A 25,466-nucleotide genomic window follows, 5' to 3' on the forward strand; every position below is an offset into this window, starting at 1 on the left:
AACAGGCGTCACGGCCGGCGCTCGCGCGCCGCCGCCGTCCGCGCGAACAGCACCAGCTGCACCACCAACGCGATCGACACGACCACGATGATCGACGTGAGCGCCGCCTTCGTGATGAACGCCCAGTCGGTCGGGCCGTCGGCGAAGGCGAACGGGAACACCGCGCGCAGGTGCGTCACGGCGGCCAGGCCCAAGGCGGTCGTCACGACGTCGACCGCCCGCATCAGGAGCGGACGCGGGCGCAGCACGCACCCCAGGTTCAGCACCAGCCCGATCGCGAGGACCACGTCGATCGTGACGACCACCTCCCGGGCGGCTGCCGTCACCACCGGGACCGCGCGCCACCCCGGCCACACGTTGAGCAGGTAGAGCGCCACGACGCCGCCCGCGACGGACAACAGGTACCCGAGCCGTCGCGACGACGTGCGTTCGGCTGACGTGGTCATGACGGCCTCCCGGGGTTCACGCCGCCAGCCCGTGGGCGGCGAAGCGGGCGCGGGTCGCGTCGACCAGCGCCGGGGTCGGTGTGGGGGTGTCGGCGAGGGGGAACGGGATGCCCAGGGCGGCGTACTTCGGTGCGCCGAGCTTGTGGAACGGCAGCACGTCCACGCGTTCGACGCACCCGAGCCCGGCGGCGAAGGACGCCACCCCCTCGACGTTGGCCGGGTCGTCGGTCAGGCCGGGCACCAGCACGAACCTCAGCCACACGGGCTTGCCCAGCTCGGCCAGCCGCACGGCGAAGTCCAGCGTCGGGGCCACGTCCACGCCGGTGAGCCGGCGGTGCAGCGCGCGGTCCCAGGACTTGATGTCCAGCAGCACCAGGTCGGTGTCGGCGAGCAGCGCGTCGGAGGCCCGCGCGCCCAGGTGGCCGGAGGTGTCCAGCGCGGTGTGCAGGCCCAGCCGCTTGACCTCGTGCAGCAGGTCGCCCACGAAGTGCTCCTGCAACAGGGGTTCCCCGCCGCTCACGGTCACGCCGCCGCCGGCCACCTGGATGAACCGCCGGTAGGGCTCGATCTCCGCGACCACGTCGGCGACCTCCACGCGCTTGCCGCGGCGCTCGTGCCACGACTCGGGGTTGTGGCAGTACAGGCAGCGCAGCGGGCACCCGGCCGTGAAGACCACGAACCGGGTGCCGGGGCCGTCCACCGCCGTGGCGATGTCCCAGGACAGGACCGACCCGGTGGTCACAGCGACCCGTGGAAGGTCCGGTTGAGCACGTCCAGTTGCTGCTCCCGGGTCAGCCGCACGAAGTTCACCGCGTAGCCGGACACGCGGATCGTGAGCTGCGGGTGGTTCTCGGGGTGGGCCATCGCGTTAAGCAGGGTCTCCCGGTCGAGCACGTTGGCGTTGAGGTGGAAGCCGCCCGCGTCGGTGTAGGCGTCCAGCACGCCGACGAGGTTGTCCACCCGCTCCTCGGGCGAGCGGCCCAGCCCGTCGGGCGCGATGCTCGCGGTCAGCGAGATGCCGTCCAGGGCGTCGTCGTAGGGCAGCTTCGCCACCGACAGCGCGGCGGCCACCAGGCCGTGCCGGTCGCGGCCGTTCATCGGGTTCGCGCCGGGCGCGAACGGCTCCCCGGCGCGGCGGCCGTCCGGGGTGTTGCCGGTGTGCCGGCCGTAGACGATGTTGGAGGTGATGGTCAGCACCGACTGGGTGTGCCGGGCGCCGCGGTGGGCGGGGTAGCGGCGCACCAGCGCCATGAAGTCCTCGACCAGGCCCACGGCGATCGTCGGCGCGGTCGTCGTTGTTGCCGTAGCGCGGGAAGTCGCCCTCGACCACGTAGTCCACCGCCAGGCCCGACTCGTCGCGCACCACCCGGACCCGGGCGTGCCGGATCGCCGAGAGGCTGTCGGCGACGACCGACAGACCCGCGATGCCGCAGCCCAGCAGCCGTTCCACCGGGTGGTCGTGCAACGCCATCTCGATGCGTTCGTAGGCGTACTTGTCGTGCATGTGGTGGATGACGTTCAACGCGTCCACGTACGTGCGCGCCAACCAGTCCAGCATCCGGTCGAACGCCGCACGGACCTCCCGGTAGTCCAGGTACTCGCCGGTCACCGGCGGGTGCGCGGGCCCGACCTGCTCGCCGGTCACCTCGTCCCGGCCGCCGTTGATCGCGTACAGCAGCGCCTTCGCGAGGTTGACCCGGGCGCCGAAGTGCTGCACCTGCTTGCCGACCCGCATCGCCGACACGCAGCACGCGATGGCCGCGTCGTCGCCGAAGCGCGGCCGGACCAGCTCGTCGTTCTCGTACTGGATCGAGCTGGTGTCCACCGACACCCCCGCGCAGAACCGCTTGAACCCGGCGGGCAGGCGCGGCGACCACAGCACGGTGAGGTTCGGTTCCGGTGCGGAGCCGAGGGTGTAGAGGGTGTTCAGGAACCGGAAGCTGGTTCGGGTGACCAGCGGTCGGCCGTCCTCGCCGATGCCGCCGATGCTCTCGGTGACCCATGTGGGGTCGCCGGAGAACAGCTCGTCGTAGGCGGGGGTGCGCAGGAACCGCACGATCCGCAACTTGACGACCAGGTCGTCCACCAGTTCCTGCGCCCGCTCCTCGGTCAGGACACCGGCGTCGAGGTCGCGCTGGAGGTAGACGTCCAGGAAGGTCGAGGTGCGGCCCAGCGACATGGCGGCGCCGTTCTGCTCCTTCACCGCCGCCAGGTACGCGTAGTACAGCCACTGCACCGCTTCACGGGCGGTGCGGGCCGGCACGGAGATGTCGTCGCCGTAACCCGCGGCCATCTCCTGCAGCTCCTGCAACGCGCGGACCTGCTCCGCCAGCTCCTCCCGGTCGCGGATCACGGCCTCGGTGGACCGCGCGTCGTCCAGCGCCGCGCGCTCCGCCCGCTTGACCTCGACGAGCCGCGCCACCCCGTACAGCGGGACCCGGCGGTAGTCGCCGATGATCCGCCCGCGCCCGTAGGCGTCGGGCAGGCCGGTGATGACGCCGGCGCGGCGGGCGCGCAGGATCTCGGGGGTGTAGGCGTCGAACACGCCGTCGTTGTGGGTCTTGCGGTACTTGGTGAACACCTCCCGCACGGCCGGGTCCAGCTCGTGGCCGTAGGCCTGGAGGCTCGTCTCCACCATCCGCAGGCCGCCGTTGGGCATGATCGCCCGCTTGAGCGGCGCGTCGGTCTGCAACCCGACGATGATCTCGTTGGCGCGGTCGAGGTACCCGGGGCGGTGGGAGGTGATCGTGGACGGCGTGTGCGCGTCCACGTCGAGCACGCCACGCCGGCGTTCCTCGGCGAACAACCCCGACAGGTCGCGCCACAACGCGCTGGTGCGGGCGGTGGGGCCGCTGAGGAACCCCGCGTCCCCCTCGTACGGGGTGTAGTTGTCCTGGATGAACCCGCGCACGTCGATGCGCTCCCGCCACCGCGTGCCGCGGAAGCCCTGCCACGCCTCGACGCGCTCTTCGACGGCGGTCACCGGGTCAGCACCACCTTCAACGCGCCCGTGTCACCCGCGCGGGCGAACACGTCGTACGCGGTGTCCATCTCGGACAACGGGAAGTGGTGGGTGGCGAAGCGGCTCGCGTCCAGGCGGCCGGTGGTCAGCATGCGCAGCAGGTCGGGCGTGGAGACGGTGTCCACCAGGCCGGTGGTGATGGTGATGTTGCGGATCCACAGGTCTTCCAGGTGCAGCGTGGCGGGCCGGCCGTGCACGCCGACGTTGGCCACCCGGCCGCCCGGCCGCACCAGCCGCGCGCACAGCTCGAAGGTCTCCGGCACGCCCACGGCCTCGATCGCCACGTCCGCGCCCAGCCCGCCGGTCAGCTCCGCGACCACGCCGAGGGGGTCGTCGGTCGCGTTCACCACGACGTCCGCGCCGAACTGCTTGGCCGCCTCCAGCCGCGAGCCGGCCAGGTCCACGGCGACGATCCGGCCGGGGCTGTAGAGCTTCGCGGTCTCGATCGCGGCGAGGCCGATGGGCCCCGCGCCGACCACGACGACGGTCTGGCCCGGCTCGACGCGGCCGTTGCGCACGCCCACCTCGTACGCGGTGGGCAGGATGTCGGACAGCATCACCGCGTCGGCGTCGGCCACGCCGTCGGGCAGCCGGTGCGTGGACAGGTCGGCGAACGGCACCCGCACGTACTCGGCGTGCGTGCCGTCCACCAGGTGCCCCAGCACCCACCCGCCGCCGCCCCGGCACTGCCCGTAGGACCCGGTCCGGCAGTACGCGCAGCGCCCGCAGCCGCTGATGCACGACACCAGCACCCGGTCGCCCGGCGCGATCCCGGTGACGGCCGCGCCGACCTGCTCCACGACCCCGACCGCCTCGTGCCCGAGCACCCGGCCCGGCGCCACCTCGGGCACGTCGCCCTTGAGGATGTGCAGGTCCGTGCCGCAGATCGTGGCCGCCGTGACCCGCACGACCGCGTCGGTGGGCTCGACCAGCACCGCGTCCGGCACGTCCTCCCACGACCGCTGCCCGGGACCGTGGAACACCATCGCCTTCATCGCGAACCTCCTCGCAGTGGTTTCCACCCCACCCTTGCCGGCGGCGGCCGGCGGGAGCAGAGACCGAGGACCCCGCGGCGCGGCACGAAGGTCCCGGTCGCGGCCGGCCTTTCGCCACTGCCCGCGCCGACCGGCCGGGACGAGGGTGGAACCGGAGGAAAGGGGTGCCCCATGGCACGAGCGCTGGTCGTCTACGAGTCGATGTTCGGCAACACCCGGACCATCGCCGAAGCGGTCGCACGGGGCCTGGTCGGGTTCGACGTCGAGGTGGTCGAGGTGTCGCGGGCGCCCGACACGCTGCCCGACGACGTCGAGCTGCTGGTGGTCGGCGCGCCCACGCACGCGTTCGGCCTGAGCCGGACCGGCACGCGCGCGTCCGCCGCCGAGCAGACCACCGGTCCGCTGGTGTCGCCGGGGCGCGGCGTCCGCGAATGGCTGGACGTGTTGTCGCACAACGTCAACCGCACGGTCGCGGGTGTGTTCGACACCCGGGTGAAGGTCGGCATCCTGCCCGGGTCGGCGGCCAAGGTCATCGCGAAACGCCTGCGCAGGCTGGGTTTCCCGCTCGTCACGCCGCCCAGGACGTTCTGGGTCACCGGCACCACCGGCCCGTTGCGCGAGCGGCAGGGGGACGAGGCGGTCGAGTGGGCGCGCGGCATCACCGCGGGGAGCAGGCGGTGAACCTCGCCGTCGAGGTCGTCGGGCTGCGCAAGGCGTTCGGCCGGACCGTGGCGCTCGACGGGCTCGACCTGACCGTGCGGCAGGGCGAGGTCCACGGCCTGCTCGGCCCCAACGGCGCGGGCAAGACGACCGCGTTGCGCGTCCTGCTCGGCCTGCTGCGCGCCGACGCGGGCCGGCTCACGCTGCTCGGCGGCGACCCGTGGCGCGACGCCGTCGCCCTGCACCGCCGGCTGGCCTACGTGCCCGGCGACGTGACGCTGTGGCCGACCCTGACCGGCGGGGAGATCATCGACCTGCTCGGCCGGTTGCGCGGCGGCCTGGACCGGGCCCGCCGGGACGCCCTGGTCGAGCGGTTCCACCTCGACCCGACCCGCAAGGCCCGCTCGTACTCCTCGGGCAACCGGCAGAAGGTCGCGCTGGTCGCGGCGCTGGCCTCGGACGCCGAACTGCTCGTCCTCGACGAACCCACCACGGGCCTGGACCCCTTGATGCAGGCGGTGTTCGAGGACTGCGTCGCCGAACTGCGCCACGACGGCCGGACCGTGCTGCTGAGCAGCCACGTGCTGGCCGAGGTGGAGAAGCTGTGCGACCGGGTGAGCATCATCCGGCAGGGCCGGGCGGTGGAGAGCGGGTCGCTGGCGGACCTGCGCCACCTGACCCGCACGTCGGTCGACGCCGACCTCGTGGCCCCGCCCAACGGCTTGGCCGCGCTGCCCTCGGTGCACCACCTGCGGGTGGACGGCACGCGCGTGCACTGCCAGGTGGACACCGACGACTTGGACGCCGTGCTGCGGCAGTTGACCCACGTCGGCGTGCGCAACCTGGTCTGCCGGCCGCCCACGTTGGAAGAGTTGTTCCTGCGGCACTACGAGGGAGCCGAGCGATGACCCCGTTGGCCGGCACCGGGCGGTTGGTGCGGTTGGCGCTGCGCCGCGACCGGGTCCTGCTGCCGGTGTGGATCCTCGGGCTCGTGGTGCTGGCGGTGACGTCCGCGGCGGCCACGGGAGGGTTGTTCGCCGACACCGAGTCGCTCGTGCGGGCCGCGGAGAGCATGAACGCCTCGCCTGCGATGGTCGCCGTTTACGGACGCGTCCACGACACCGCGTCCCTGGGCGCGGTCGCGATGCTCAAGGCGTTGGGCAGTGGTGCGGCGCTGGTCGCGGTGTTCGCGATCACGTTGGTGGTGCGGCACAGCCGTGGGGACGAGGAGTCCGGGCGGGGTGAACTGGTCGGCTCCACCGTGGTGGGCCGCCTCGCGCCGCTGACCGCCGCGCTCGCCGTCGCCGGGGGAGCGGTGGTCGTGCTCGGGCTGGTGACCGCGCTCGGTGTGGCCGCGTCCGGGTTGCCGGTGGCCGGGTCCTTCGCGTTCGGGCTGGCCTGGGTGTGCATCGGCACGGCCTTCGCCGCCACGGCCGCCGTGACCGCCCAGGTGGCGCGTGGCGCGCGGGCGGCGACCGGGCTCGCGCTCGCCGCGCTGGGCGTGGCCTATCTCGTCCGGGCGGTGGGGGACGCCGTCGGCCCGGCGTGGTTGTCGTGGCTGTCGCCGTTCCACTGGGGGCACCAGGTGCGGCCGTTCGCCGGTGACCGCTGGTGGGTGGCCGTGGTCGCCCTCGGCTGCGCCGCCGCGCTGACGGTGGCGGCCTTCCGGCTCGCCGCGCGCCGCGACCTCGGCGCGGGCGTCCTGGCCGAACGCCACGGTCCGGCGCATGCCCGCTTCCACGGCCCGCTGGGGCTGGCGTGGCGGTTGCAGCGCGGCGCCCTCGCCGCCTGGGCCGTCGGGTTCACCCTCTACGGGCTGCTGGTCGGCAGCGTCGCGTCGAGCCTGGGGGACATGCTCGACACCCCGGCCGCGCGGGAGGTGTTCACCAGGCTCGGCGGCGAGAAGGGCCTGTCCGACGCCGTGCTGACCGCCATGTTCGGCTTCCTGGGCGTGCTGGCCGCCGCCTACGGGATCCAAGCCGCGAAGCACCTCGACACCGAGGAGACCTCCGGCCGCCTGCACGCCCTGCTGGCCGTCCCGCTGGGCCGGACCCGGTGGGCGGCCGGTCACCTGGCCATCGCCTTCGGCGGCACCGCCGCCCTGCTGCTGTGCGCCGGCACGGCCACCGGCGCGATCCGGGCCGCGCAGACCGGCGACCGGTCCGTGTTCGGCGACGTGCTCACGGGCGCGCTGGTCCAGGTCCCGGCCGCGTGGGTGCTGACCGGCTTGGTCGTCCTGGTCCACGGCCTGGCGCCCCGCGCCACCGCCGTCACGTGGGCGCTGTTCGCGGCCCTGCTCCTGCTCGGCGAACTGGGCCCGCTGCTGGACCTGGACCACCGCCTGCTGGACCTCTCTCCGTTCACCCACGTCCCGGAACCACCCGTCACCGCCACCCCGCTGCTGTGGCTGACGACCGTCGCGGCCCTCCTCACCGCCGCCGGCCTCGCGGCCCTGCGCGGACGCGACATCCGCTGAGCCGCCTCAATCCCGGGTGCCGTTGCGCAGCAACAGGTCCTCGACCGCGCGTCGGGGTGTCGGCGGGACGGGGGAGCCGAAGCCGATGCGCAGCATGGTCTGCGGCAGGACCGCTCCGCCCAGCGACCGCCGGACCTCGTCGCGCACCGGACGCACCTCGATCGCCTGGGACAGGAACGACACCGACAACCCGAGCGTGGTCGCGGTGAGCAGGACCCGTTGCAGCGCCTTCCCGGCCCGCAGTTCGCCCACCGGGCCGTCGTAGAAGGAGCACAGCACCGCCACGAGCGGGTCGTGCTCGTACTCCTGGCCGGGTGCGCGTTCGGCGGCTTGGAAGTCCCGCATGGCCCAGTCGTCCCGGGGCGCGGGTTTCAGGCCCGCCGACGCCGGGGGCACGCCGTCGGGCGACACCCGTTCGCCGGTCCACGCCGCCAACTCCCGGCGCACGCCCTCGTCGGCGGTCTGGACGGCGTGCGCGCGGGCGGCGAGTCGCTGGAACCTCGCGCGCTCCTCGGCGTCGAGGACGAAGTGCAGCCACGAACGCTCGCGTTCGGCGGCGCGGACCAGTGCCGTGCGATGGGGGACGGGGACCGCCCGGTCGCGGAACGGGGCGCGGTTGGACCGCCGCACCGGCACGGCCTCCCACAACGCCCGGGTCTCCTCGTCGAACGGGGTGCTCCAGCCCCGGCGCACGACGGCCAGCGCTCCGGGCGCGTCGGCCCCCGGCGCCAGCGAGACGATGGGCTCGACCCCGTGCCGGCGCAGCCCGAGCCGGAGGTTGAACAGCGCCGCGCCGCAGGACAGCCGCAGTTCGCGGTCCTCGGGGTCGGTCGCGGGCAGCCGGCGGTCCGGGTCGGGGTGCAACTCGATGCGGTCGGGCGCGAGCCGGAACAGCCACGGCTGCGTGTTGTGCAGCGACGGCGCCAGCGAGGCGGTGCGCAACACGTCCGCCACCTCTTCCCCCGTCAACCCCAACGCGCCCGTCACCTTCCGCACCGCAGCCACGCCCGTTCCTCCCCGGTCAACGCGATGCGTCCACGGTGCGCCCGCCCGCGACGGTGATCACACGGCCGAAGGTCCCTTCTCGACAGGGTCTTCGGACTTCGCGGCCTCCGGTGCGAGGCCGGTCCCCTGGCCGGACCGGAGGACTCGTCCCACGAACTGCCCGGCGGCCCGCGGCTGGACGAGCTGGACGAGATCCGGGAGCGGCCGGCGGCGGCACGCGGGGCGGGGCGTCCTCGCGCCCGCGCTGGTCCACGCGGCGACCGACCCCGGTGGCCTGGCCGTGTCCTGGTGGGTGCTGACCGCCGGGTGAGTCCCCGGTGCTCATCGGCGTCGGCCGGCGAGCAGCACCGCCGCCCCGGCCGCGGCCACGACCGGTTGCAGCGGGCTGAACGTGCGGATCACCGCGACCTGCACCGCGATCCACCCGATCAGGCAGCCGCCCGCGAACACCGCTACGGTCCGAGGTCCCGTGCGCACGGGGTCCGGCGACCCACGGTCGCGGTCAGCCGGTGGCCGGTGACCGGGTGACCGTCGTGCCCGCCTCGCCGGCCACGACCGCGCCCGCGTCGGTCAACGCGCCGATGGCCGCCGGGAACCCGGTCGCCGCCACGAACCGGCGGCACGCCTCCACCTTCGGCCCCATCGACCCGGCGGGGAAGCGCAGGTCCCGGAGTTCCCCGACGTCGAGGTGGCGCAGCGGCCGCGCGTCGGGGGTGCCGAAGTCGCGCATCACGTGCGGCACGTCGGTGAGCAGCACCAGCCGGTCGGCCGCCAGCCCGATGGCCAGCGCCGCCGCCGTGAGGTCCTTGTCCACCACGGCCTCCGCGCCGCGCAGCCGCCCGTCGCCGGCGCGCGCGACCGGCACCCCGCCGCCCCCGCCGCACACCACGACGACCCCCTCGGCCACCAGCCGCGCGATCGGCTCCCGCTCGGTCAGCCGCAGCGGCTCGGGGGAGGCCACGACGCGACGCCAGTGCGGGCCGTCGGCCGCGACCGCCCAGCCGTGCCGGCGCGCGAGGTCCTCGGCCCGCGCCCGGTCGTAGACGGGCCCGATGGGCTTGGTGGGCGTGCCGAACGCCGGGTCCCCGGGATCGACCTCGGTCTGGGTCACGACGCACAGCACCGGCCGGCGCACGCCCTCGTTGCGCAGCGCCTGCGCCAGCCAGTAGCCGATCATGCCCTGGGTCTGGGCGCCCAGCACGTCCAGCGGGTACGGGTGGGTCAGCGACTCGTCGCGCTGGCTCTCCAGCGCGAGCAGCCCGATCTGGGGGCCGTTGCCGTGGCAGACCACCAGCTCGTGGTGCTCGGCGAGCGGCGCGAGGGCCCGCGCCGCCGCCTCGACGTGGTGGAGCTGGACCTCGGCGTCCGGCCGCTCGCCGCGCGCCAGCAGGGCGTTGCCGCCCAGGGCGACCACGATGCGCATGTCAGGCCGCCAGCGCGGCGACCAGCACCGCTTTGATGGTGTGCAGCCGGTTCTCGGCCTGGTCGAACACGATCGAGCGGTCGGAGGTGAACACCGCGTCGGTGACCTCCGCGCCGTCCAGCCCGAAACCCTCGTGCACCTGCCGGCCGACGGTGGTGCTCCGGTCGTGCACGGCGGGCAGGCAGTGCAGGAACTTCGCGGCGGGGTTGCCGGTGGCCGCCATCAACCGCTCGGTGACGCGGTAGGGCAGCAGCAGCGGCACGCGGGTGTTCCACTCCTGCGGCGAGTCGCCCATGCTCACCCACACGTCCGTGTAGACGAAGTCGACGCCGGCCACGCCCCGCTCCGGGTCGTCGGTGACCAGCACCCGCGCCCCGCTGGTCTCGGCCAGCCCGCGCGCGGCGGCCACGACGTCGTCGGGCGGCCACAGCTCGCGGGGCGCGGCGACGCGCACGTCCATCCCCAGCAGCGCCCCGGTGATAAGCAGGGAGCGGGCGACGTTGTTGTGGCCGTCGCCGACGAAGCAGAACGAGATCTCCTCGACCGGGCCCGGGTGGTGCTCGGTCATGGTCAGGACGTCGGCGAGCGCCTGGGTGGGGTGCCAGGAGTCGGTCAGCCCGTTCCACACCGGCACGCCCGCGTGGTCGGCGAGCAGCTCGACGGTGTCCTGGGCGAAGCCGCGGAACTCGATGCCGTCGAACATCCGGCCGAGCACCTTCGCGGTGTCCGGGACGGACTCGTCGCGGCCCATGTGCGAGCCGGTCGGGTCGAGGTAGGTGACGTGGGCGCCCTGGTCGTGCGCGGCGACCTCGAACGCGCACCGGGTGCGGGTCGAGCTCTTCTCGAAGACCAGGGCGATGTTCTTGCCGGTCAACGCGGGGATCTCGACGCCGTCGGCCTTCGCCCGCTTGAGCTTGGCGGCGGCGTCCACCAGGGCGAGGAAGGCGGTCTTGTCGAGGTCCAGTTCCTTGAGCAGTGATCCGGGGTGGCGCATGGGATGTCGTTCCTCTCAGATGCCGTCGCGCTGGACGGGGCAGGTCATGCACCGGGCGCCGCCCCGGCCGCGGCCGAGTTCGCTGCCCGGGATGGCGACGACCTCGATGCCGTGGTCGCGCAGCATGGTGTTGGTGACGGTGTTGCGCTCGTAGCCGACGACGACGCCGGGTGCGAGGGCCAGGAAGTTGTTCGCGTCGTCCCACTGCTCGCGCTCGGCCGCGCGGGCGTCCTCGTCGGCGCACAGCACCAGCGGGCGGTCCGCGCCCCACGCGTCGGCCACCGACGCGAACAGGCCCTCGCGCTGCTCCACGCGCATCCCGGCCGCGCCGCGCTCCACGACCTCCAGCGGGTCCGCGGCCGTGATCACCCAGGTGGGCAACGCGTCCGGGTCCAGACCGGGGTAGCGGACGAACGTGTCGACGTCGAGCATCGTCAGGACGGTGTCCAGGTGCATCAACGCGTGCGACTTCGGCAGTTCGACGGCGATCACGGCGGTGGCCTGGCCGGTGCGGAACAGCTGAGCGGCAAGCACTTCCACCCCCATTGGCGTGGTGCGCTCACCCATGCCGACGAGCACCACGCCGCGGCCGAGCACCAGGATGTCACCGCCCTCCACGGTGGCGGGGTGGTGCTCCCGGTCGTCGTCGCCGCAGTAGACGGGGAAACCCGCCGCGGCGAACAGCGGGTGGAAGCGGTAGACGGCCCGGCAGTGCAGCGATTCCCGCCTGCGGGCCGGTTTGGCCATCGGGTTGATCGTCACGCCGCCGCCGATCCAGGCGGAGCTGTCCCGCGGGAACAGCGTGTTCGGCAGCGGCGGGAGCACGAAGTCGTCCAGGCCCAGCGTGCTCCAGCGCAGGCTGCGCACGTCCAGCGGCGACAGGTCCGCGCGGGTCATCCCGCCGACGAGCAGGTCGGCCAGCACCGGGGCGTCCACCTTCTCGGCGAACTCGCGCACCGGCTCGACCAGGGTCGGGCCCAGCTGTTCGGGCGTGCACACCCGGTCCAGCACGAACGCCCGGGCCTCGGGCAGGGCCAGCGTCTCGGCGAGCAGGTCGGCGAAGTGGTGGACGACGACGCCGCGGTCGCGCAGCACGGCGGTGAAGAAGTCGTGCTCCACGCGCGCCTTCTCCGGCCACAGCACGTCGTCGAACAGCAGGTCGTCGCAGTTGGCCGGGGTCAGGCGGTCCAGTTCCGGGCCGGGCCGGTGCACCACGACCCGGCGCAGGGCCCCGACCTCGGAGTGGACGCCGTGCGGGGCGCTCACCGCTGCTCCGCCGCGGTCGGGTGCTCGCCGTACTCGCGGCGGCCGGCCTTGAGCCAGACGTAGACCGGGACGCCCAGCAGCAGGCAGACCACGCCGTAGTAGACGGCCTGGTAGCCGCTGCCCGCGAGCGCCCAGAACGAGAAGACCAGCGCCAGCGCCGAGATCCCGCAGTCGCGGACCAGGTGCGCGCGGTGCGCCGCCCGGCCGCGCACCACCAGCCAGTACAGCTGGGCCGCCGCGCTGAACAGGTAGGGCACCACGGCGGTGAAGACCGACAGCAGCACCAGCGTGGTGAACACCTGCTCGAAGTTGGTGTAGCTGACCACGACGAGCACCGACGCCAGCACGGTCGAGCTGACGATGCCGAAGTGGGGGACGCCGCCGCGGGTGCGGGCGAAGCGGGCGGGGAACAGGCGGTCGCGGGCCGCCGCCATCGGCATCTCGCCCACGACGAGCGTCCAGCCGACGAGCGCGCCCAACCCGGACACGACCGCCGCGACCGCCACGGCCTGACCGGCCCACTGGCCGCCGAAGATGGCGTTGGCGGAGTCGGTGAACGGCGCGGTGGAGTCGCGCAGCGCCGCGTTGGGCACGGTGCCGAACACGGTCAGCGTGCCCAGCACGTAGACCAGCGCGCAGCCCAGGGTGCCCAGCACGGTGGCGCGCCCGACGTTGCGGCCCGGTTCGCGCACCCGGCCGGCGGCCACCGACGCGGTCTCGATGCCGATGTAGCTGAACAACGCGATCGCCGCGGCGGCGGAGACGGCCGCGCCGGCGGAGGTGCCGCTGCCGTTGAACGCGCCGAAGTTGTCCGCCTCGACGAACAGCAGCCCGACGGTGGCCATGAACAGCAGCGGCACGAACTTGAGCACCGTGGACACGACCTGGGTCACCGCGAAGTTGCGCAGCCCGGACAGGTTGACCAGCGCCGGCACCCACAGGCCCGCCAGGGCGATCACGATCGACCAGACCACCCGGTGGTCGGTGTTGACGAACACCTCGACGTAACCGACCAGCGCCACGACGATCGCCGCGTTGCCCGCCCACGCGGTGATCCAGTAGCACCAGGCGTTGAGGAAGCCCGCGAAGTCGCCGAAAGCGTCCCGGGCGTACACGTACGGCCCGCCGGAACCACGCAGGCGGTGGGACAGCGCGCCGAAGGTCACGGCCAGCGCCAGCGCCCCGATCGTCACCAGGACGAAGGCCACCAGGCTGATCGGGCCGAACGCGGCCAACGCGCTCGGCAGGCCGAACACGCCGGTGCCGATCACCGACCCGACCACCAGCGCGGTGGCGGTCGGCAACCCGAACCCGCCCTGCCGCCCGGGCGGGCCGCCGCCCGCTGTCGTCCCCGCTTCGGGGACCGTCGTGTGTGCGCTCACGAGACGCCCTCGCTTCCCTGTCCGACCGCCGGTGCGATCACCCCGGACAGCCTGGCCAGGACGGGCGACCACCCCACACCGCCGCAGGACCCGTCGCGACCGGGCCCTTGGTCACCGATCACCCGGGCGGTCAGGCGGGCCGTGCGGACACGATGAACGTGATCGGGTGCCAGACACCGTGCCGAAGCCCGCCGGCGGCACACCGCCCACAGTGGACACGTCGTTCGGCCCGGCCACGCAACCCGCCGCCACCACGACCACCACCAGGAGCGCGCCGAGCAGGCGCCGGGAGATCGTCGTCATGCCGCCGCGGTCGCGCGGCGGGGGCCGGCGGGGGTGCCGCGGCAGCTTCCCGGCACGTCGACCGCTACCCCGCGCACGGCGTGGGGCCTACACTGCTCGCGCTGGGACCTCCCCCTTCCCAGCGGTCGAGCGGTTCCCGATTTCCTCCCCCCGAAGCCGGGAACCGCTCGAAACCCTCGCCGGGCCCGGGCACCGTGCGACAAGGCGGCCCGGCTCGGCCGGCCGGCCCTCCGACCCCGGACCGCCGGCCACCGCACCAACCGCGTCCGCCACCCCGCGAGGGCCGGAAGACCCTGCCGCCCGCCTACCGACGTCCCTGTCCCGGTGGCCGCTCCACGCGCACGATCGGGTCAGCCTCCGCGCACCGGTGAAGGGAGCACTCCCATGACCACCGCCGACATCGTGGTGCTGACGACCGCCGTGGCCGTCATCGCCGGGCTGGGCTGGTACTTCTTCGGTCCCCGCCGCGCCCGCCGCGCGGAAGAGGCCGACGGGGTGCAGCGCGTCGAGGTCACGGTGCGCGGCGGCTACCGGCCCGACGTCATCCGGGTGCGCCAAGGCGTTCCCCTGGAACTGGTGTTCCACCGCCGGGAAAGCGGCGACTGCACCTCGCACGTCGTGTTCCCCGACTTCGGCGTGAACACCGCGCTGCCCGCCTCCACCCGCACCACCGTCCGGATCGACCCGGTCCGCGCGGGCACGTTCGGGTTCTCCTGCGGCATGAACATGGTCCACGGCACGCTCCTGGTCGAGCCCGCCGACCAGACCGACAGCGCCGCACCGACCACCACGGCACCTCCGAACGCGACGGACTCGCGCACCGCCGCCGAGGAGGAGGCCGCCCAGTCCCGGGAGCGGCGCGCGGAGATCGCCGACCTGACCCGGCGGGTGCTGGTGGGCGCGGTCCTCACGCTGCCGGTCCTGGTCGCGATGATGGCGCACGAGCTGTTCGGCGCGGACTGGGTGCCGGGCGTGCTGCTCGACCACCGGGTGCAGCTCGTCCTGATCACCCCGGTGATGCTCTACACCGGGTGGCCCGTCCACCGCACCGGCTGGCTGACCCTCGCGCACCGCGACGCGGACATGAACAGCCTGATCACCCTCGGCACGGTCGCCGCCTACGGCTACAGCCTCGTCGTCACCCTCGCCCCGGGCCTGCTCCCGGAGGACGTCCGCGAGGTGTACTACGAAGCCGTCGGCGTGATCCTCACCCTGATCCTGCTCGGCCGCCTGCTGGAGGCCCGCGCCAAGGCGGGCACCGGTGAAGCCGTCCGCGCGCTGCTCGGTCTTCAGGCCCGCACCGCGCGCGTCGTGCGCGACGGCGTCGAGGCCGAGGTCCCCGTCGAGCAGGTCCTCGTGGGCGACGAGGTCGTGATCCGTCCCGGCGAGAAGATCCCCGTCGACGCCACTGTCCTGTCCGGACGGTCCGCCGTGGACGAGTCGATGGTCACCGGCGAACCGATCCCGGTCACCAAGCACGCCGGCGACACCGTCATCGGAGCCACCATCAACACCACCGGCTCCCTGCGCGTCCGGGCCGCCAAGGTCGGCGCGGACACCGTGCTCGCCCAGATCATCCGCATGGTCCGGCAGGCCCAGGCCTCCAAGGCCCCGATCCAGCGACTGGCCGACGCGACGTCCGCCTACTTCGTCCCCGTGGTCATCGCGACCGCCGTCGCCGCGTTCACCGCCTGGTACCTGGTCGGGCCGGCCCCGGCGCTCACCCTCGCGCTGGTCTCCGCCGTCGCGGTGCTGATCATCGCCTGCCCGTGCGCCCTCGGCCTGGCGACCCCGTTGTCGATCATGGTCGGCACCGGCGAGGGCGCACGGGCGGGCATCCTGATCCGCTCCGCCGAAGCCCTGGAGACCGCGCACAGGCTCGACACGGTCGTGCTGGACAAGACCGGCACCATCACCGCCGGCCGGCCCGCCCTCACCGACGTCCGCGCCACCGCCGCGATCGCCGGGGACGACCTGCTCGCCCTGGTGGCCGCCGCCGAAGCCGACAGCGAACACCCCCTCGCGTCGGCCATCGTCGCCGGGGCCCGCGCCCGCGGCCTCACCCCGGCCACCGCGTCCGGGTTCGACTCGGTCACCGGCGGCGGCGTGCGGGCCACCGTCGACGGGCGCGCCGTGCTCGTCGGCACCCGCAAGCTGCTCGGCGACGCCGGCATCGACACGGGCGCGCTCGACCCGATCGCCGCGGACCTCGCCGCGCAGGGCAAGACCCCGGTGCTGGTCGCGGTGGACGGCCGACCCGCCGGTGTGCTCGCGGTGGCCGACACCGTCAAGGACGACTCCGCCGCCGCGATCGCCGCGCTGCACCGGCTCGGCCTCGACGTCGTCATGATCACCGGCGACAACCCGCGCACGGCCGCCGCGATCGCCCGTCAGGTGGGCATCCGCCGCGTGCTCGCCGAAGTCCCGCCGGAGCACAAGGCCGACGAGATCCGCCGCCTGCAAGCGGAAGGCCGCCGGGTCGGCATGGTCGGCGACGGCATCAACGACGCGCCGGCGCTCGCCCGGGCCGACATCGGGCTGGCCATCGGCACCGGCACGGACGTCGCGATCGAGGCCGCCGACATCACCCTCATCTCCGGCTCGTTGGCGGGCGTGGTCACCGCGATCCGGCTGTCGCGGGCCACCATGCGCAACATCCGCCAGAACCTGTTCTTCGCCTTGGTCTACAACGCGGTCGGCGTCCCCGTCGCCGCCGGGGTGCTCTACCCGTTCCTGGGCCTGCGCCTGAGCCCGGTGCTGGCCGCCGCCGCGATGGCACTCAGCTCGCTCTCGGTGGTCGGCAACGCCAACCGCCTGCGCCGCCACCACCCCGCACCGCTCGCCACCACGCGGGCCGCCGCGGTAGAGCCGGCCGCGGAGGTCGATGCCGACCACATCGAACCGGTGGCCTCCGGCCGCTGACCGCGCGGCAAGGGTCGGCACCGCGCCGCCGCCTGTCGCGGGGGCCCGTTCCGGTGGGTCGGCGACGGCACCGCGGCGGCGATCACACGGTGTCGGTGGCTCCGCTTTTGGCGCGTGCCAGCCGGATGTGCTGTTTGACGGTGCACCGACCGCAGCAGTGCGGTGCTTTTAACAGAATGCGCGGCAATGTGTCGTCCGTTGCCGGCCGATCGACGTCGGATGAGCGGGCGGGGGAACCGGTCGAGGGTGGCAAAACTGTTTATCCCGGCAGGGCGTCGCAGGTCTGGCCGGTGCGCGCCCGCAACCGTGCCCGCCTTTTTCGATCACTCGGCCGACCGCACACCGATCGGCCCAGCGTGCGCCGAGTGGAAGGGTGCCGAGATTGGTCGTGGTCATCTTTTCACGATGGCCGCTACCTGGGGTGCGATGTCGATTGTGGGCCGATGGATCGGGCGTTGGAAGGGTTGTGTTCCGCATTCCGACGGAACCTGCGGTGGGCTTGCCGGAGGTGTACCGGCCGGTTCGGTGTCACGATAAGTGCGGAATGTCGCCGGGATTTCCGAAATTGACCGGATAATCCTTCTGGAGGTGCACCCGGTCGTCGCGGGTGCGCTACCTTCCGTTCCGGCGCATCGCGTCGCACGTGTCTCGCCCGCCGGTTCGGGGGGATCGTGACCCGCCCTTTTGCCGTGAACCGGCGGGTCGCCCGGCGCATTCGATCGCGGTTCGGAACAAGGGGGTGGGTTCGTCATGGAAGGTGTTCGCGATCCACACGCGGCGCAACCGGCAGGGGGCCGGGGTGCGCCGCCGCCCGGCGCGGTGCTGGTGCGCAAGTACGGCGGCTCGTCGCTGGCCACCCCCGCCCGGGTGCGGGCCGTGGCGAGGGCGTTGGCGGACGTGGTCGGGGCCGGGCACCGGGTGGTGGTCGTGGTCTCGGCGATGGGGCGCACGACCGACGACCTGGTCGCGCTGGCCCGGCTCGTGGGCGACCGGCCGGACCCGCGCGAGCTGGACCAGTTGCTCGCCACGGGGGAGCAGGCCTCGGCGGCGCTGGTGGCGCTGGCGTTGCGCGGGCTCGGGGTGCGCGCCGGATCGCTGTGCGGCGACCAGGCCGGGATCGTGGTGGGCGGGCGGCCCGGGGCCGGGGTCGTGCAGCACGTCGAGCGCGGCCGGCTGCTCGCGCGGCTGCGGCAGTGGGACGTCGCGGTGGTCGCCGGGTTCCAGGGGCGCACCGAGGACGACGACGTGCGCACGCTGGGCCGCGGCGGGTCCGACACCACGGCGGTCGCGCTGGCCGCCGCGCTGGGCGGCGACGACTGCGAGATCTTCACCGACGTGCCCGGCGTGCTCACCGCGGACCCGTCGGTGGTGCCCGGCGCGCGGCGGCTCCCGACCGTGCCCTACGACGTGATGCTGGAACTGGCCGGTCGCGGCGCGAAGGTGCTGCACCCGCGGTCGGTGGCGGTGGCCGCGCGGCACGGCGTGCGCCTGCGGGTGGCCCACACCGAGCGGCCGGAGGTGGGCACGACCGTCGCCGCCGCGCCGCTGGAGGGCGGGCACCGCGTGGTCGGGGTCGCGCACGAGCGCGACGTGCGGCTGGTGACGGTCTCGGGCGTGCCCTGGCCGTTCGCGCTGGCGCACCTGGCCCACCACGGGCTCGCCCCGGACGTCGTGGTGCGGTGGGACGCCGACGAGGTCCGGTTCACCGTGCGGGGCGCGGCGGCCGCGGACGTGCTGCCCGGGGTCGTCGGCGCGCTGGGCGCGCAGTGGAGCGTCGAGGACGGTCTCGGGTCCGTGTCGGTCGTCGGGACCGGCCTGCTGGACCACCCGCGCTACCTGGCCGGCACGCTGGACGTCCTGCAGGACGCGGTCGTGACCATGACGACCTCGCCGTCCCGCTTCACCGCCGTCGTGGCCGCCGACCGGGTCGCCCCGCTGGCACGGGCGCTGCACGCGGAGTTCGGGCTCGCCGAGGCCGCCCGGTGACCGCCTACGACGTGCCCGTGGGCGTCGCCGACGGGCCGGTGCTCACGTGCGCCGACCAGTCGGTGCGCCGGCGGCCCGGCGAACGCCTGGACGCGCTGTTCGAGCGGCACTGCGCGGAGATGGGCGACCGGATCGCCGTGGACACCGGCGACACGACGCTGACCTTCGCCGAACTCGACGCGGACGCCGACCGGCTGGCCCGGCACCTGCGCGCGGCGGGGACGGCCCCCGGCGACCGCGTCGGCCTGCTGTTCGACGACCCCGCGCGCACCTACGCCGCGATGCTCGCGGTGCTCAAGCTGAACGCGGTGTACGTGCCCCTGGACGCCGCGTTCCCCGACGACCGCCTGGCGTTCATCGCCCGCGACGCCGGGATCGCCCGCGTGCTCACCGTCTCGGCCCTGCGCGACCGGGTGGCCGGGTCGGCGGCGGTGTGCGTGGACCTGCTCGACCCGGAGGCGGTGCCCGCCGGGCGGCTCGGCGCGGACGAACGCGGCCGTCCCGTGGACGACCTGTGCTACGTCGTCTACACCTCCGGCTCGACCGGCAGGCCCAAGGGCGTCGCGATCGAGCACGCCGCCATCTGCAACTTCGTGCGGGTGGCGGCCGAGGTCTACGGCATGCGGCCGGGCGACCGGGTGTACCAGGGGATGACGATCGCGTTCGACTTCGCGGTGGAGGAGACCTGGGTGCCGCTGCTGGCCGGGGCGACGCTGGTGCCCCGCCCGCCGGGCCCGCCCCTGGTCGGCCGGGAGCTGCGGGAGTTCCTCGCCGACCGCCGCGTCACCGCGCTGTGCTGCGTGCCCACGCTGCTGGCGACCGTGGACGAGGACCTGCCCGACCTGCGGCTGCTGCTGGTGTCGGGCGAGGCGTGCCCGGAGGACCTGGTCCGCCGCTGGCACCGGCCGGACCGGCGGTTCCTCAACGTCTACGGGCCCACCGAGGCGACGGTCACCGCCACCTGGGCCGTGCTGCGGCCCGACCGGCCGGTCACCATCGGCGTCCCGCTGCCCACCTACTCGGTGGTCGTGCTCGACCCGGACGAGCCGCGCGCGCTCGACCACGGCGAGGCCGGCGAGATCGGCATCGCCGGCATCGGCCTGGCCACCGGCTACCTCAACCGCCCCGACCTCACCGACCGCGCGTTCGTCCCGGACTTCCTGGGCATCCCGGACAACCCGTCCGGCCGCATCTACCGCACCGGCGACCTCGGCCGGGTCCGCCCCGACGGCGAGATCGAGTACCTGGGGCGCATCGACACCCAGGTCAAGGTCCGCGGCTACCGCGTCGAGCCGACCGAGGTGGAGTCGGTGCTGCTGGAGGTCCCCGGCGTCGCGCAGGCCGTCGTGGAACCCGCCCGCCGCGACGACGGGACGGTGGAACTGGTCGCGTACTACAGCGTGCGCGCGGACGCCGCCGACCCCGGCGCGCCGGAGGTCTACCGCCGGCTGCGCGACCGGCTGCCCGCGTACATGGTGCCCGCGTACCTCGAACGGCTCGACCTGGTCCCGATGACGGCCTCGGGCAAGGCCGACCGGCGCGCGCTGCCGCCACCCCGGTCGCCCCGCGCGTCGGCGGGCGGACCGCACGTGGCGCCGGCGACCGCGACCGAACAGGCGTTGGCCGCGGCGCTGGCGGACGTGCTGGGCGTGGCCCGTGTGTCCGCGGCGGACGACTTCTTCGCCGTGCTGGGCGCGGATTCGTTGCTGCTGGCCCGGTTCGGCGCGGTGGTGCGGCAGCGGACCGACCTGCCGCCGGTCGCCATGACCGCGGTCTACGCCCACCCGACCGTGCGGGCGCTCGCGGCGGCGCTGGACGGCACCCGGGCCGGTGCCGCCGAACGGGTGGAGCCCGCCCGCCGCCACGGCTCCCTCCGGCACGTGTCGTGCGGCGTCGGCCAGGCGCTGGTGTTCCTCGCCTACGCGTGCGGCGCGGGGTGGGCGGCCGAGACCGGCTTCGGCTGGATCGCCGACGCCGGCGGGCCGCTCGCGGCGTACTCCCGCGCGGTCGCGGTGGCGGCGACGGGCCTGGCGCTGGCCTCGGTGGTGCCGATCGCGGCCAAGTGGCTGCTGGTCGGCCGCTGGACGGCGCGCGAGATCCCGTTGTGGGGCTGGGCGTACCTGCGGTTCTGGACGGTCGCGACGCTGGTCCGGTTCAGCCCGGCGGTGCTGTTCGCCGGGTCGCCGCCCTACGTGTGGTACCTGCGGGCGCTGGGCGCGCGGATCGGCGCGGGCGCGCTGGTGCTGACCCGGCACCCGCCGGTGTGCACCGACCTGGTGACGATCGGCGCGGGCGCGGTGGTCCGCGGCGAGTGCCACCTCAACGGCTACCACGTGCGCGCCGGGTGGCTGCGCACCGGGCCGGTGACGATCGGCCGTGACGCGTTCGTGGGCGAGGCGACCGTGCTCGACGTGGACACCGCGCTCGGCGACGGCGCCCAGTTGGGGCACTCGTCGTCGCTGCACCGCGGCCAGGTGGTGCCGGCGGGGGAGTCGTGGCACGGCTCGCCCGCTCGCCGGTCCACAGTGGACTACCGTGGTCTACGGGCCGAGCGGCCGTCCCGGGTTCGCGGCGTGGTGTTCGGCGTGTCGCAGCTCTTGGTGCTGGTGCTGGTGTCGCTGCCCGCCGCGCTGCTGGCCACCGGCTTCGCGGTGGGTGTCGTCTACGAGGGACGCGCGGACTTCACCCGCGCCGCGCTCTACGGGGAACTGGCGGTCGAGGCGGCCGTGTTCTACCTCGGGGCGCTGGCGGCCGTGCTGGTCGTCGCGCTCACCGTGCCCCGGTTGCCGGCCCGCCTGCTCCCGCCGGGACGGGCGCTGGCCCTGTACGGGTTCCGGCACTCCTGCCACCGGGCGGTCCTGCGCCTGACCAACTCGCGGGCGCTGGCGCACCTGTTCGGCGACAGCTCGGCGATCGTGCACTACCTGCGCGCCCTGGGCTACCGGCTGGGCGCGGTGGTGCAGACCGGGTCGAACTTCGGCGTCGAGGTGCGGCACGAGGCGCCCACCCTGTGCGAGGTCGGCGCCGGCACCATGACCTCCGACGGCCTGTGGCTGCTCAACGCCGAGTACTCGGCCGCGTCGTTCCGCCTGCGCGAGGTCCGGGTGCCGGCGAACTCGTTCCTGGGCAACGACATCTTCTACCCGCCGGACGCCAGCGTGGGCGAGGACTGCCTGTTGGCCACGAAGGTGCTCGTGCCGCTGGACGGCCCCGTGCGCGCCGGCACCGGGCTGCTCGGCTCGCCGCCGTTCGAGATCCCGCGCACCGTGCACCGCGACACCGGGTTGGACATCGAGGCCCAGCGGCGCGCGCGGCTGCCCGCGAAGAACCGGCACAACCTCGTCACCGCCCTGCTGCACCTGGCGGCCGGGTGGCTCCAGGCGTTCGCGGTGCTGCTGGTCGGCGTGGCCGCCGGCACCCTGCACGCCCGGCTGGACTGGCTCGCCATCAGCGCCGAGATCGTCGTCACCGTGGTGGTCTCCGTGCTGCTCGCGGTGCTCGTCGAACGGGCCGCGCAGGGGTTCCGGCCGCTGCGGCCGAGGTTCTGCTCGATCTACGACCCGGTGTTCTGGCGGCACGAGCGGTTCTGGAAGCTCAGCCCGGGCCGGTACCTGGCGGTGTTCAACGGCACCGCGTTCAAGGGCGTGCTGTGGCGGCTGCTCGGGGTGCGGATCGGGCGGCGCGTGTTCGACGACGGCTGCGCGATCCCGGAGAAGTCGCTGGTCGCGATCGGCGACGACTGCTCGCTCAACGCGGGCGCCGCCGTCCAGGCGCACTCGCTGGAGGACGGCGCGTTCAAGTCCGACCGCATCGCGCTGGGCACGGGCGTCACGCTCGGCGTCGGCGCGTTCGTCCACTACGGAACGGTGGTCGGCGAGCACGCGGTGCTCGAAGCCGACTCGTTCCTGATGAAGGGGACCGAGGTCCCGCCGCGGTCGCGGTGGCGCGGCAACCCCGCCGCGCAGCTCACCGCGGACCAGCCCGTGAGGAGGCGACCATGAGTCGAGTGCCGGAGCTGATCGGGGGACCGGTGGTCCGCACGGACCTGCCGGGTCCGCGGTCGGCCGAGTACCTGGCGCACCAGGGGCGGTGGGAGTCCAACGCGCGCACCTACCCGCGCCGGCTGCCGATCGCGCTCGCCGAGGGGTTCGGCAGCTTCGTGCGCGACGTGGACGACAACGTGTTCATCGACTTCCTGTCCGGCGCGGGCGTGCTGGCCCTGGGCCACAACCACCCGGAGGTGGTGCGGGCCGCCGAGGCGTCGCTGCGCGCGCTCACCCACGGGCTGGACTTCCCCACGCCGGCCAAGCGCGAGTTCACCGACGCCCAGCTCTCGATGCTGCCGCCGGGCATGCGGTCGCGGATGAAGGTGCACTTCTGCGGACCGACCGGGGCCAACGCCGTGGACGCCGCGCTCAAGCTGTGCAAGACGGCCACCGGACGGGGCGGGGTGGTGTCGTTCCAGGGCGGGTTCCACGGCTCGACCCACTCGGCGATGGCGGTCACCGGCCTGGTGGCGCAGAAGGAGCCGGTCGCCGACGGGATGCCCGGCGTGCACTTCTTCCCGTTCTCCTACTGCGCCCGCTGCCCGCTCGGGCTGTCGCCGGAGTCGTGCGAGACCAACTGCGTGGCGCTGCTGGAACGCTCGCTGCGCGACCCCAACGGCGGCATCCCCAAGCCCGCCGCCGTGGTGGTCGAACTGGTGCAGGGCGAGGGCGGCGTGGTGCCCGCGCGCCCGGAGTTCGTGCGCCGCCTGCGCGTGCTCACCGCCGAGCTGGGCGTCCCGCTCGTGGTGGACGAGGTGCAGACCGGGTGCGGGCGCACCGGCACGTGGTTCGCGTTCGAGCGGTACGGGATCCAGCCGGACGTCGTCGTCGCGTCGAAGGCGTTGAGCGGCATGGGTTTGCCGGTGGCGATCATCCTCTACGACCGCCGCCTGGACACGTGGGCGCCCGGCGCGCACACCGGCACGTTCCGGGGCAACCAGGCGGCGTTCGCCGCCGGCGCGGAGACCGTGCGGATCGTGCGACGCGACGACGTGCTGGGCAACGTGCGGCGGCGCGGCGAGCAGATCGGGGCCCGGCTGGCGGAGCTGACCGGGCACCCGTGGGTGCGGGAGGTGCGGGGTCGCGGCCTGATGTGGGGCGTGGAACTGGCCGACCCGTGCGACGGCACCCCGGCCGGCGCGGTCGCCGCCGCCGTGCAGGCCGACGCGTTGCGCAACGGGCTGATCGTCGAACTGGGCGGGCGGGAGGACTGCGTGGTGCGCATGCTGCCACCGCTGAACGTGACGGCGGAGGTGGTGGACACGGCCTGCGACATCCTGACCGCGTCCGTGCGGCGCTGCTGCCCGGGGTGAACGCGCATCTCACACCTGGCTGATCGGCCCCCTGACGGGGTTCGCACGCGGCGGTACAGTGCCCGTTCGGTCCGCCCGGGGTGAGGGCCCGACGTGCGACTGGAGGTGAGCGGGGTGCGGGAGCGGCTCGACGGGTTCGCCGGGGTGCGCGCGTCGGCCCGGCGCCACCGGGTCGAGGTGGGCCGCGCGGTGCCCGCCCTCGTGGACCTGGTGCGTCGCCGGGATGGGTGACCTCGACCTGGACCCCCTGGACGTCGAGGTCTACCGGGCGTTGCTGGACCGTCCGGGCACGGTCGCGGAGTTGGCCGACCGGACCGGGGTCGGCCCGGGTCGGGTGCGGGTGGCGGTGGGGCGGCTCGTGGCGTTGGACCTGGCCACCCGGTCCGGCGGCCGGCCGGTGGTGTTCGGCCCGGTCCGGCCGGAGATCGGCTTCGGTGGCCTGGTGGTGCGCGAGGAGCGGCGGCTGGAGCGGATGCGGGCGCTGCAGGCGGAGTTCGAGGAGCGCTACCGGCGCGCGGTGCGCGGCACCGACCCGGCCGAGCTGCTGGAGGTGGTGCGCGGCGCGGACGCCATCTCGCAGCGGGCCGAGCAGTTGATGCGGTCGGCGCGGCACGAGGTCCGGTTCGTGGACAAGCCGCCCTACGCCGAGCCGCCGTCGGTGCTGCACCCGGCCGAGCGGGAGCTGCTCGACCGGGGCGTGCGCTTCCGCGGCGTCTACGACCGGGCCGCGCTGGAGCTGCACGCGCTGGACGAGGACCTCGAACCCGGGCTGGCGCTGGGGGAGCAGGCCCGGGTGGTGGGGGAGGCGCCGCTGAAGATGATCCTGGTCGACGGCCACGCCGGCCTGATCCCGCTGGATTCCGGCGAACCCGAGCTGCGCACCGCGCTGGTGGTCCGCCCGTGCACCCTGCTCGACGCGCTGGGCGCGTTGTTCGAGGTGCTGTGGCAACAGGCGTTGCCACTACGGCTGCACGACCACACCTCACTATCCACACAGGACGCGCGGCTGCTCGGGTTGCTGACCACCGGCATGCCCGACCGGGCCATCGCCAAGCAGTTGGGGCTGAGCTACCGCACCTTCCAGCGGCGGTTGCGCGACCTGATGGACGCGCTCGGCGCGCAGACCCGCTTCCCGGCGGGCCGGCGCGCCGCGGCCAAGGGGTGGGTGCGCATGCCGTTCCCCGAGGACCCCGGGCAGCGGTGACGTGTCCGGCCGCGGGGGACGCG

Annotated in this window: 18 protein-coding genes and 1 pseudogene; 9 read left to right on the plus strand and 10 right to left on the minus strand. The window is 74.3% G+C overall.

The genetic code is table 11. The features are described from left to right. Window positions 1–8: 8 nt before the first annotated feature. The 4 genes and pseudogenes from AB0A74_RS14335 to AB0A74_RS14350 form a co-directional block, all read right to left on the minus strand. Entirely contained in the window at window positions 9–446 is a 438-nt protein-coding gene (locus AB0A74_RS14335; protein ID WP_358249417.1) for a hypothetical protein, read from the minus strand. A 16-nt stretch (window positions 447–462) separates the two neighbouring features. Next, complete coding sequence (pflA, locus tag AB0A74_RS14340) at window positions 463–1,188, minus strand: pyruvate formate-lyase-activating protein (RefSeq protein WP_358249419.1); 726 nt, start codon at window positions 1,186–1,188, stop codon at window positions 463–465. After that, window positions 1,185–3,429, minus strand: a pseudogene (gene pflB, locus AB0A74_RS14345) (formate C-acetyltransferase). Before pflB ends, pflA begins: the two are co-directional and overlap by 4 nt. Continuing rightward, complete coding sequence (locus AB0A74_RS14350) at window positions 3,426–4,463, minus strand: zinc-dependent alcohol dehydrogenase family protein (protein ID WP_358249421.1); 1,038 nt, start codon at window positions 4,461–4,463, stop codon at window positions 3,426–3,428. The pseudogene pflB and the gene AB0A74_RS14350 overlap by 4 nt, the downstream one beginning before the upstream one ends. Window positions 4,464–4,634: 171 nt before the next feature. Here AB0A74_RS14350 and AB0A74_RS14355 point away from each other — a divergent pair, with 171 nt between their 5' ends. Genes AB0A74_RS14355 through AB0A74_RS14365 form a run of 3 tightly spaced genes read left to right on the plus strand, consistent with a single transcriptional unit; the run spans window position 4,635 to window position 7,599 of the window. After that, window positions 4,635–5,144: a flavodoxin domain-containing protein gene (locus AB0A74_RS14355; RefSeq protein WP_358249423.1), complete on the plus strand. Its 510-nt coding sequence runs from the start codon at window positions 4,635–4,637 to the stop codon at window positions 5,142–5,144. Beyond that, on the plus strand, window positions 5,141–6,031 hold the full coding sequence (locus tag AB0A74_RS14360) for an ABC transporter ATP-binding protein (RefSeq protein WP_358249425.1): 891 nt from the start codon (window positions 5,141–5,143) through the stop codon (window positions 6,029–6,031). Before AB0A74_RS14355 ends, AB0A74_RS14360 begins: the two co-directional genes overlap by 4 nt. Further along, window positions 6,028–7,599, plus strand: coding sequence for an ABC transporter permease (locus AB0A74_RS14365; protein WP_358249427.1), 1,572 nt, complete (start codon window positions 6,028–6,030; stop codon window positions 7,597–7,599). Before AB0A74_RS14360 ends, AB0A74_RS14365 begins: the two co-directional genes overlap by 4 nt. Before the next feature lie 6 nt (window positions 7,600–7,605). Here the strand turns inward: AB0A74_RS14365 and AB0A74_RS14370 are convergent, their stop codons facing one another. The 6 genes from AB0A74_RS14370 to AB0A74_RS14395 form a co-directional block, all read right to left on the minus strand. Further along, complete coding sequence (locus AB0A74_RS14370; protein ID WP_358249429.1) at window positions 7,606–8,604, minus strand: nitroreductase; 999 nt, start codon at window positions 8,602–8,604, stop codon at window positions 7,606–7,608. 321 nt (window positions 8,605–8,925) lie between these two features. Next, window positions 8,926–9,081, minus strand: a complete 156-nt coding sequence (locus AB0A74_RS14375) for a hypothetical protein (protein WP_358249431.1) — start codon at window positions 9,079–9,081, stop codon at window positions 8,926–8,928. A gap of 25 nt (window positions 9,082–9,106) precedes the next feature. After that, window positions 9,107–10,027 (minus strand): carbamate kinase, encoded by a 921-nt coding sequence (locus tag AB0A74_RS14380; RefSeq protein WP_358249433.1) that lies wholly within the window; start codon window positions 10,025–10,027, stop codon window positions 9,107–9,109. 1 nt (window position 10,028) lies between these two features. Continuing rightward, a complete protein-coding gene (gene argF / locus AB0A74_RS14385; protein WP_358249435.1) occupies window positions 10,029–11,021 on the minus strand; it encodes an ornithine carbamoyltransferase in 993 nt (330 codons plus the stop codon). 15 nt (window positions 11,022–11,036) lie between these two features. After that, window positions 11,037–12,287, minus strand: coding sequence for an arginine deiminase (locus tag AB0A74_RS14390; protein WP_358249436.1), 1,251 nt, complete (start codon window positions 12,285–12,287; stop codon window positions 11,037–11,039). After that, on the minus strand, window positions 12,284–13,669 hold the full coding sequence (locus AB0A74_RS14395) for an amino acid permease (protein WP_358249438.1): 1,386 nt from the start codon (window positions 13,667–13,669) through the stop codon (window positions 12,284–12,286). The genes AB0A74_RS14390 and AB0A74_RS14395 overlap by 4 nt, the downstream gene beginning before the upstream one ends. A gap of 687 nt (window positions 13,670–14,356) precedes the next feature. Between AB0A74_RS14395 and AB0A74_RS14400 the strand changes: the two genes are divergently transcribed. The 6 genes from AB0A74_RS14400 to AB0A74_RS14425 all read left to right on the plus strand — a co-directional run bounded on the left by AB0A74_RS14400 (window position 14,357) and on the right by AB0A74_RS14425 (window position 25,443). Beyond that, window positions 14,357–16,894 (plus strand): heavy metal translocating P-type ATPase, encoded by a 2,538-nt coding sequence (locus AB0A74_RS14400; protein WP_358249440.1) that lies wholly within the window; start codon window positions 14,357–14,359, stop codon window positions 16,892–16,894. Between the two features lie 750 nt (window positions 16,895–17,644). Continuing rightward, the gene (locus AB0A74_RS14405) at window positions 17,645–18,880 is read left to right on the plus strand and encodes an aspartate kinase (RefSeq protein ID WP_358249442.1); all 1,236 of its coding nucleotides are present in this window, start codon (window positions 17,645–17,647) and stop codon (window positions 18,878–18,880) included. Next, the gene (locus AB0A74_RS14410; RefSeq protein ID WP_358249444.1) at window positions 18,877–22,881 is read left to right on the plus strand and encodes a Pls/PosA family non-ribosomal peptide synthetase; all 4,005 of its coding nucleotides are present in this window, start codon (window positions 18,877–18,879) and stop codon (window positions 22,879–22,881) included. Before AB0A74_RS14405 ends, AB0A74_RS14410 begins: the two co-directional genes overlap by 4 nt. Further along, window positions 22,878–24,239 carry a diaminobutyrate--2-oxoglutarate transaminase family protein gene (locus AB0A74_RS14415; protein WP_358249445.1) on the plus strand — a complete coding sequence of 454 codons (1,362 nt, stop codon included), beginning with the start codon at window positions 22,878–22,880 and terminating at the stop codon, window positions 24,237–24,239. Before AB0A74_RS14410 ends, AB0A74_RS14415 begins: the two co-directional genes overlap by 4 nt. Window positions 24,240–24,332: 93 nt before the next feature. Further along, complete coding sequence (locus tag AB0A74_RS14420; protein ID WP_358249447.1) at window positions 24,333–24,470, plus strand: hypothetical protein; 138 nt, start codon at window positions 24,333–24,335, stop codon at window positions 24,468–24,470. After that, complete coding sequence (locus tag AB0A74_RS14425) at window positions 24,463–25,443, plus strand: helix-turn-helix domain-containing protein (protein WP_358249449.1); 981 nt, start codon at window positions 24,463–24,465, stop codon at window positions 25,441–25,443. The genes AB0A74_RS14420 and AB0A74_RS14425 overlap by 8 nt, the downstream gene beginning before the upstream one ends. The last annotated feature ends 23 nt before the right edge of the window (window positions 25,444–25,466 follow it).

Origin of the sequence: Saccharothrix sp. NPDC042600 (assembly GCF_040647305.1) — a bacterium.
GTDB classification, from domain to species: Bacteria; Actinomycetota; Actinomycetes; order Mycobacteriales; family Pseudonocardiaceae; genus Actinosynnema; species Actinosynnema mutabilis.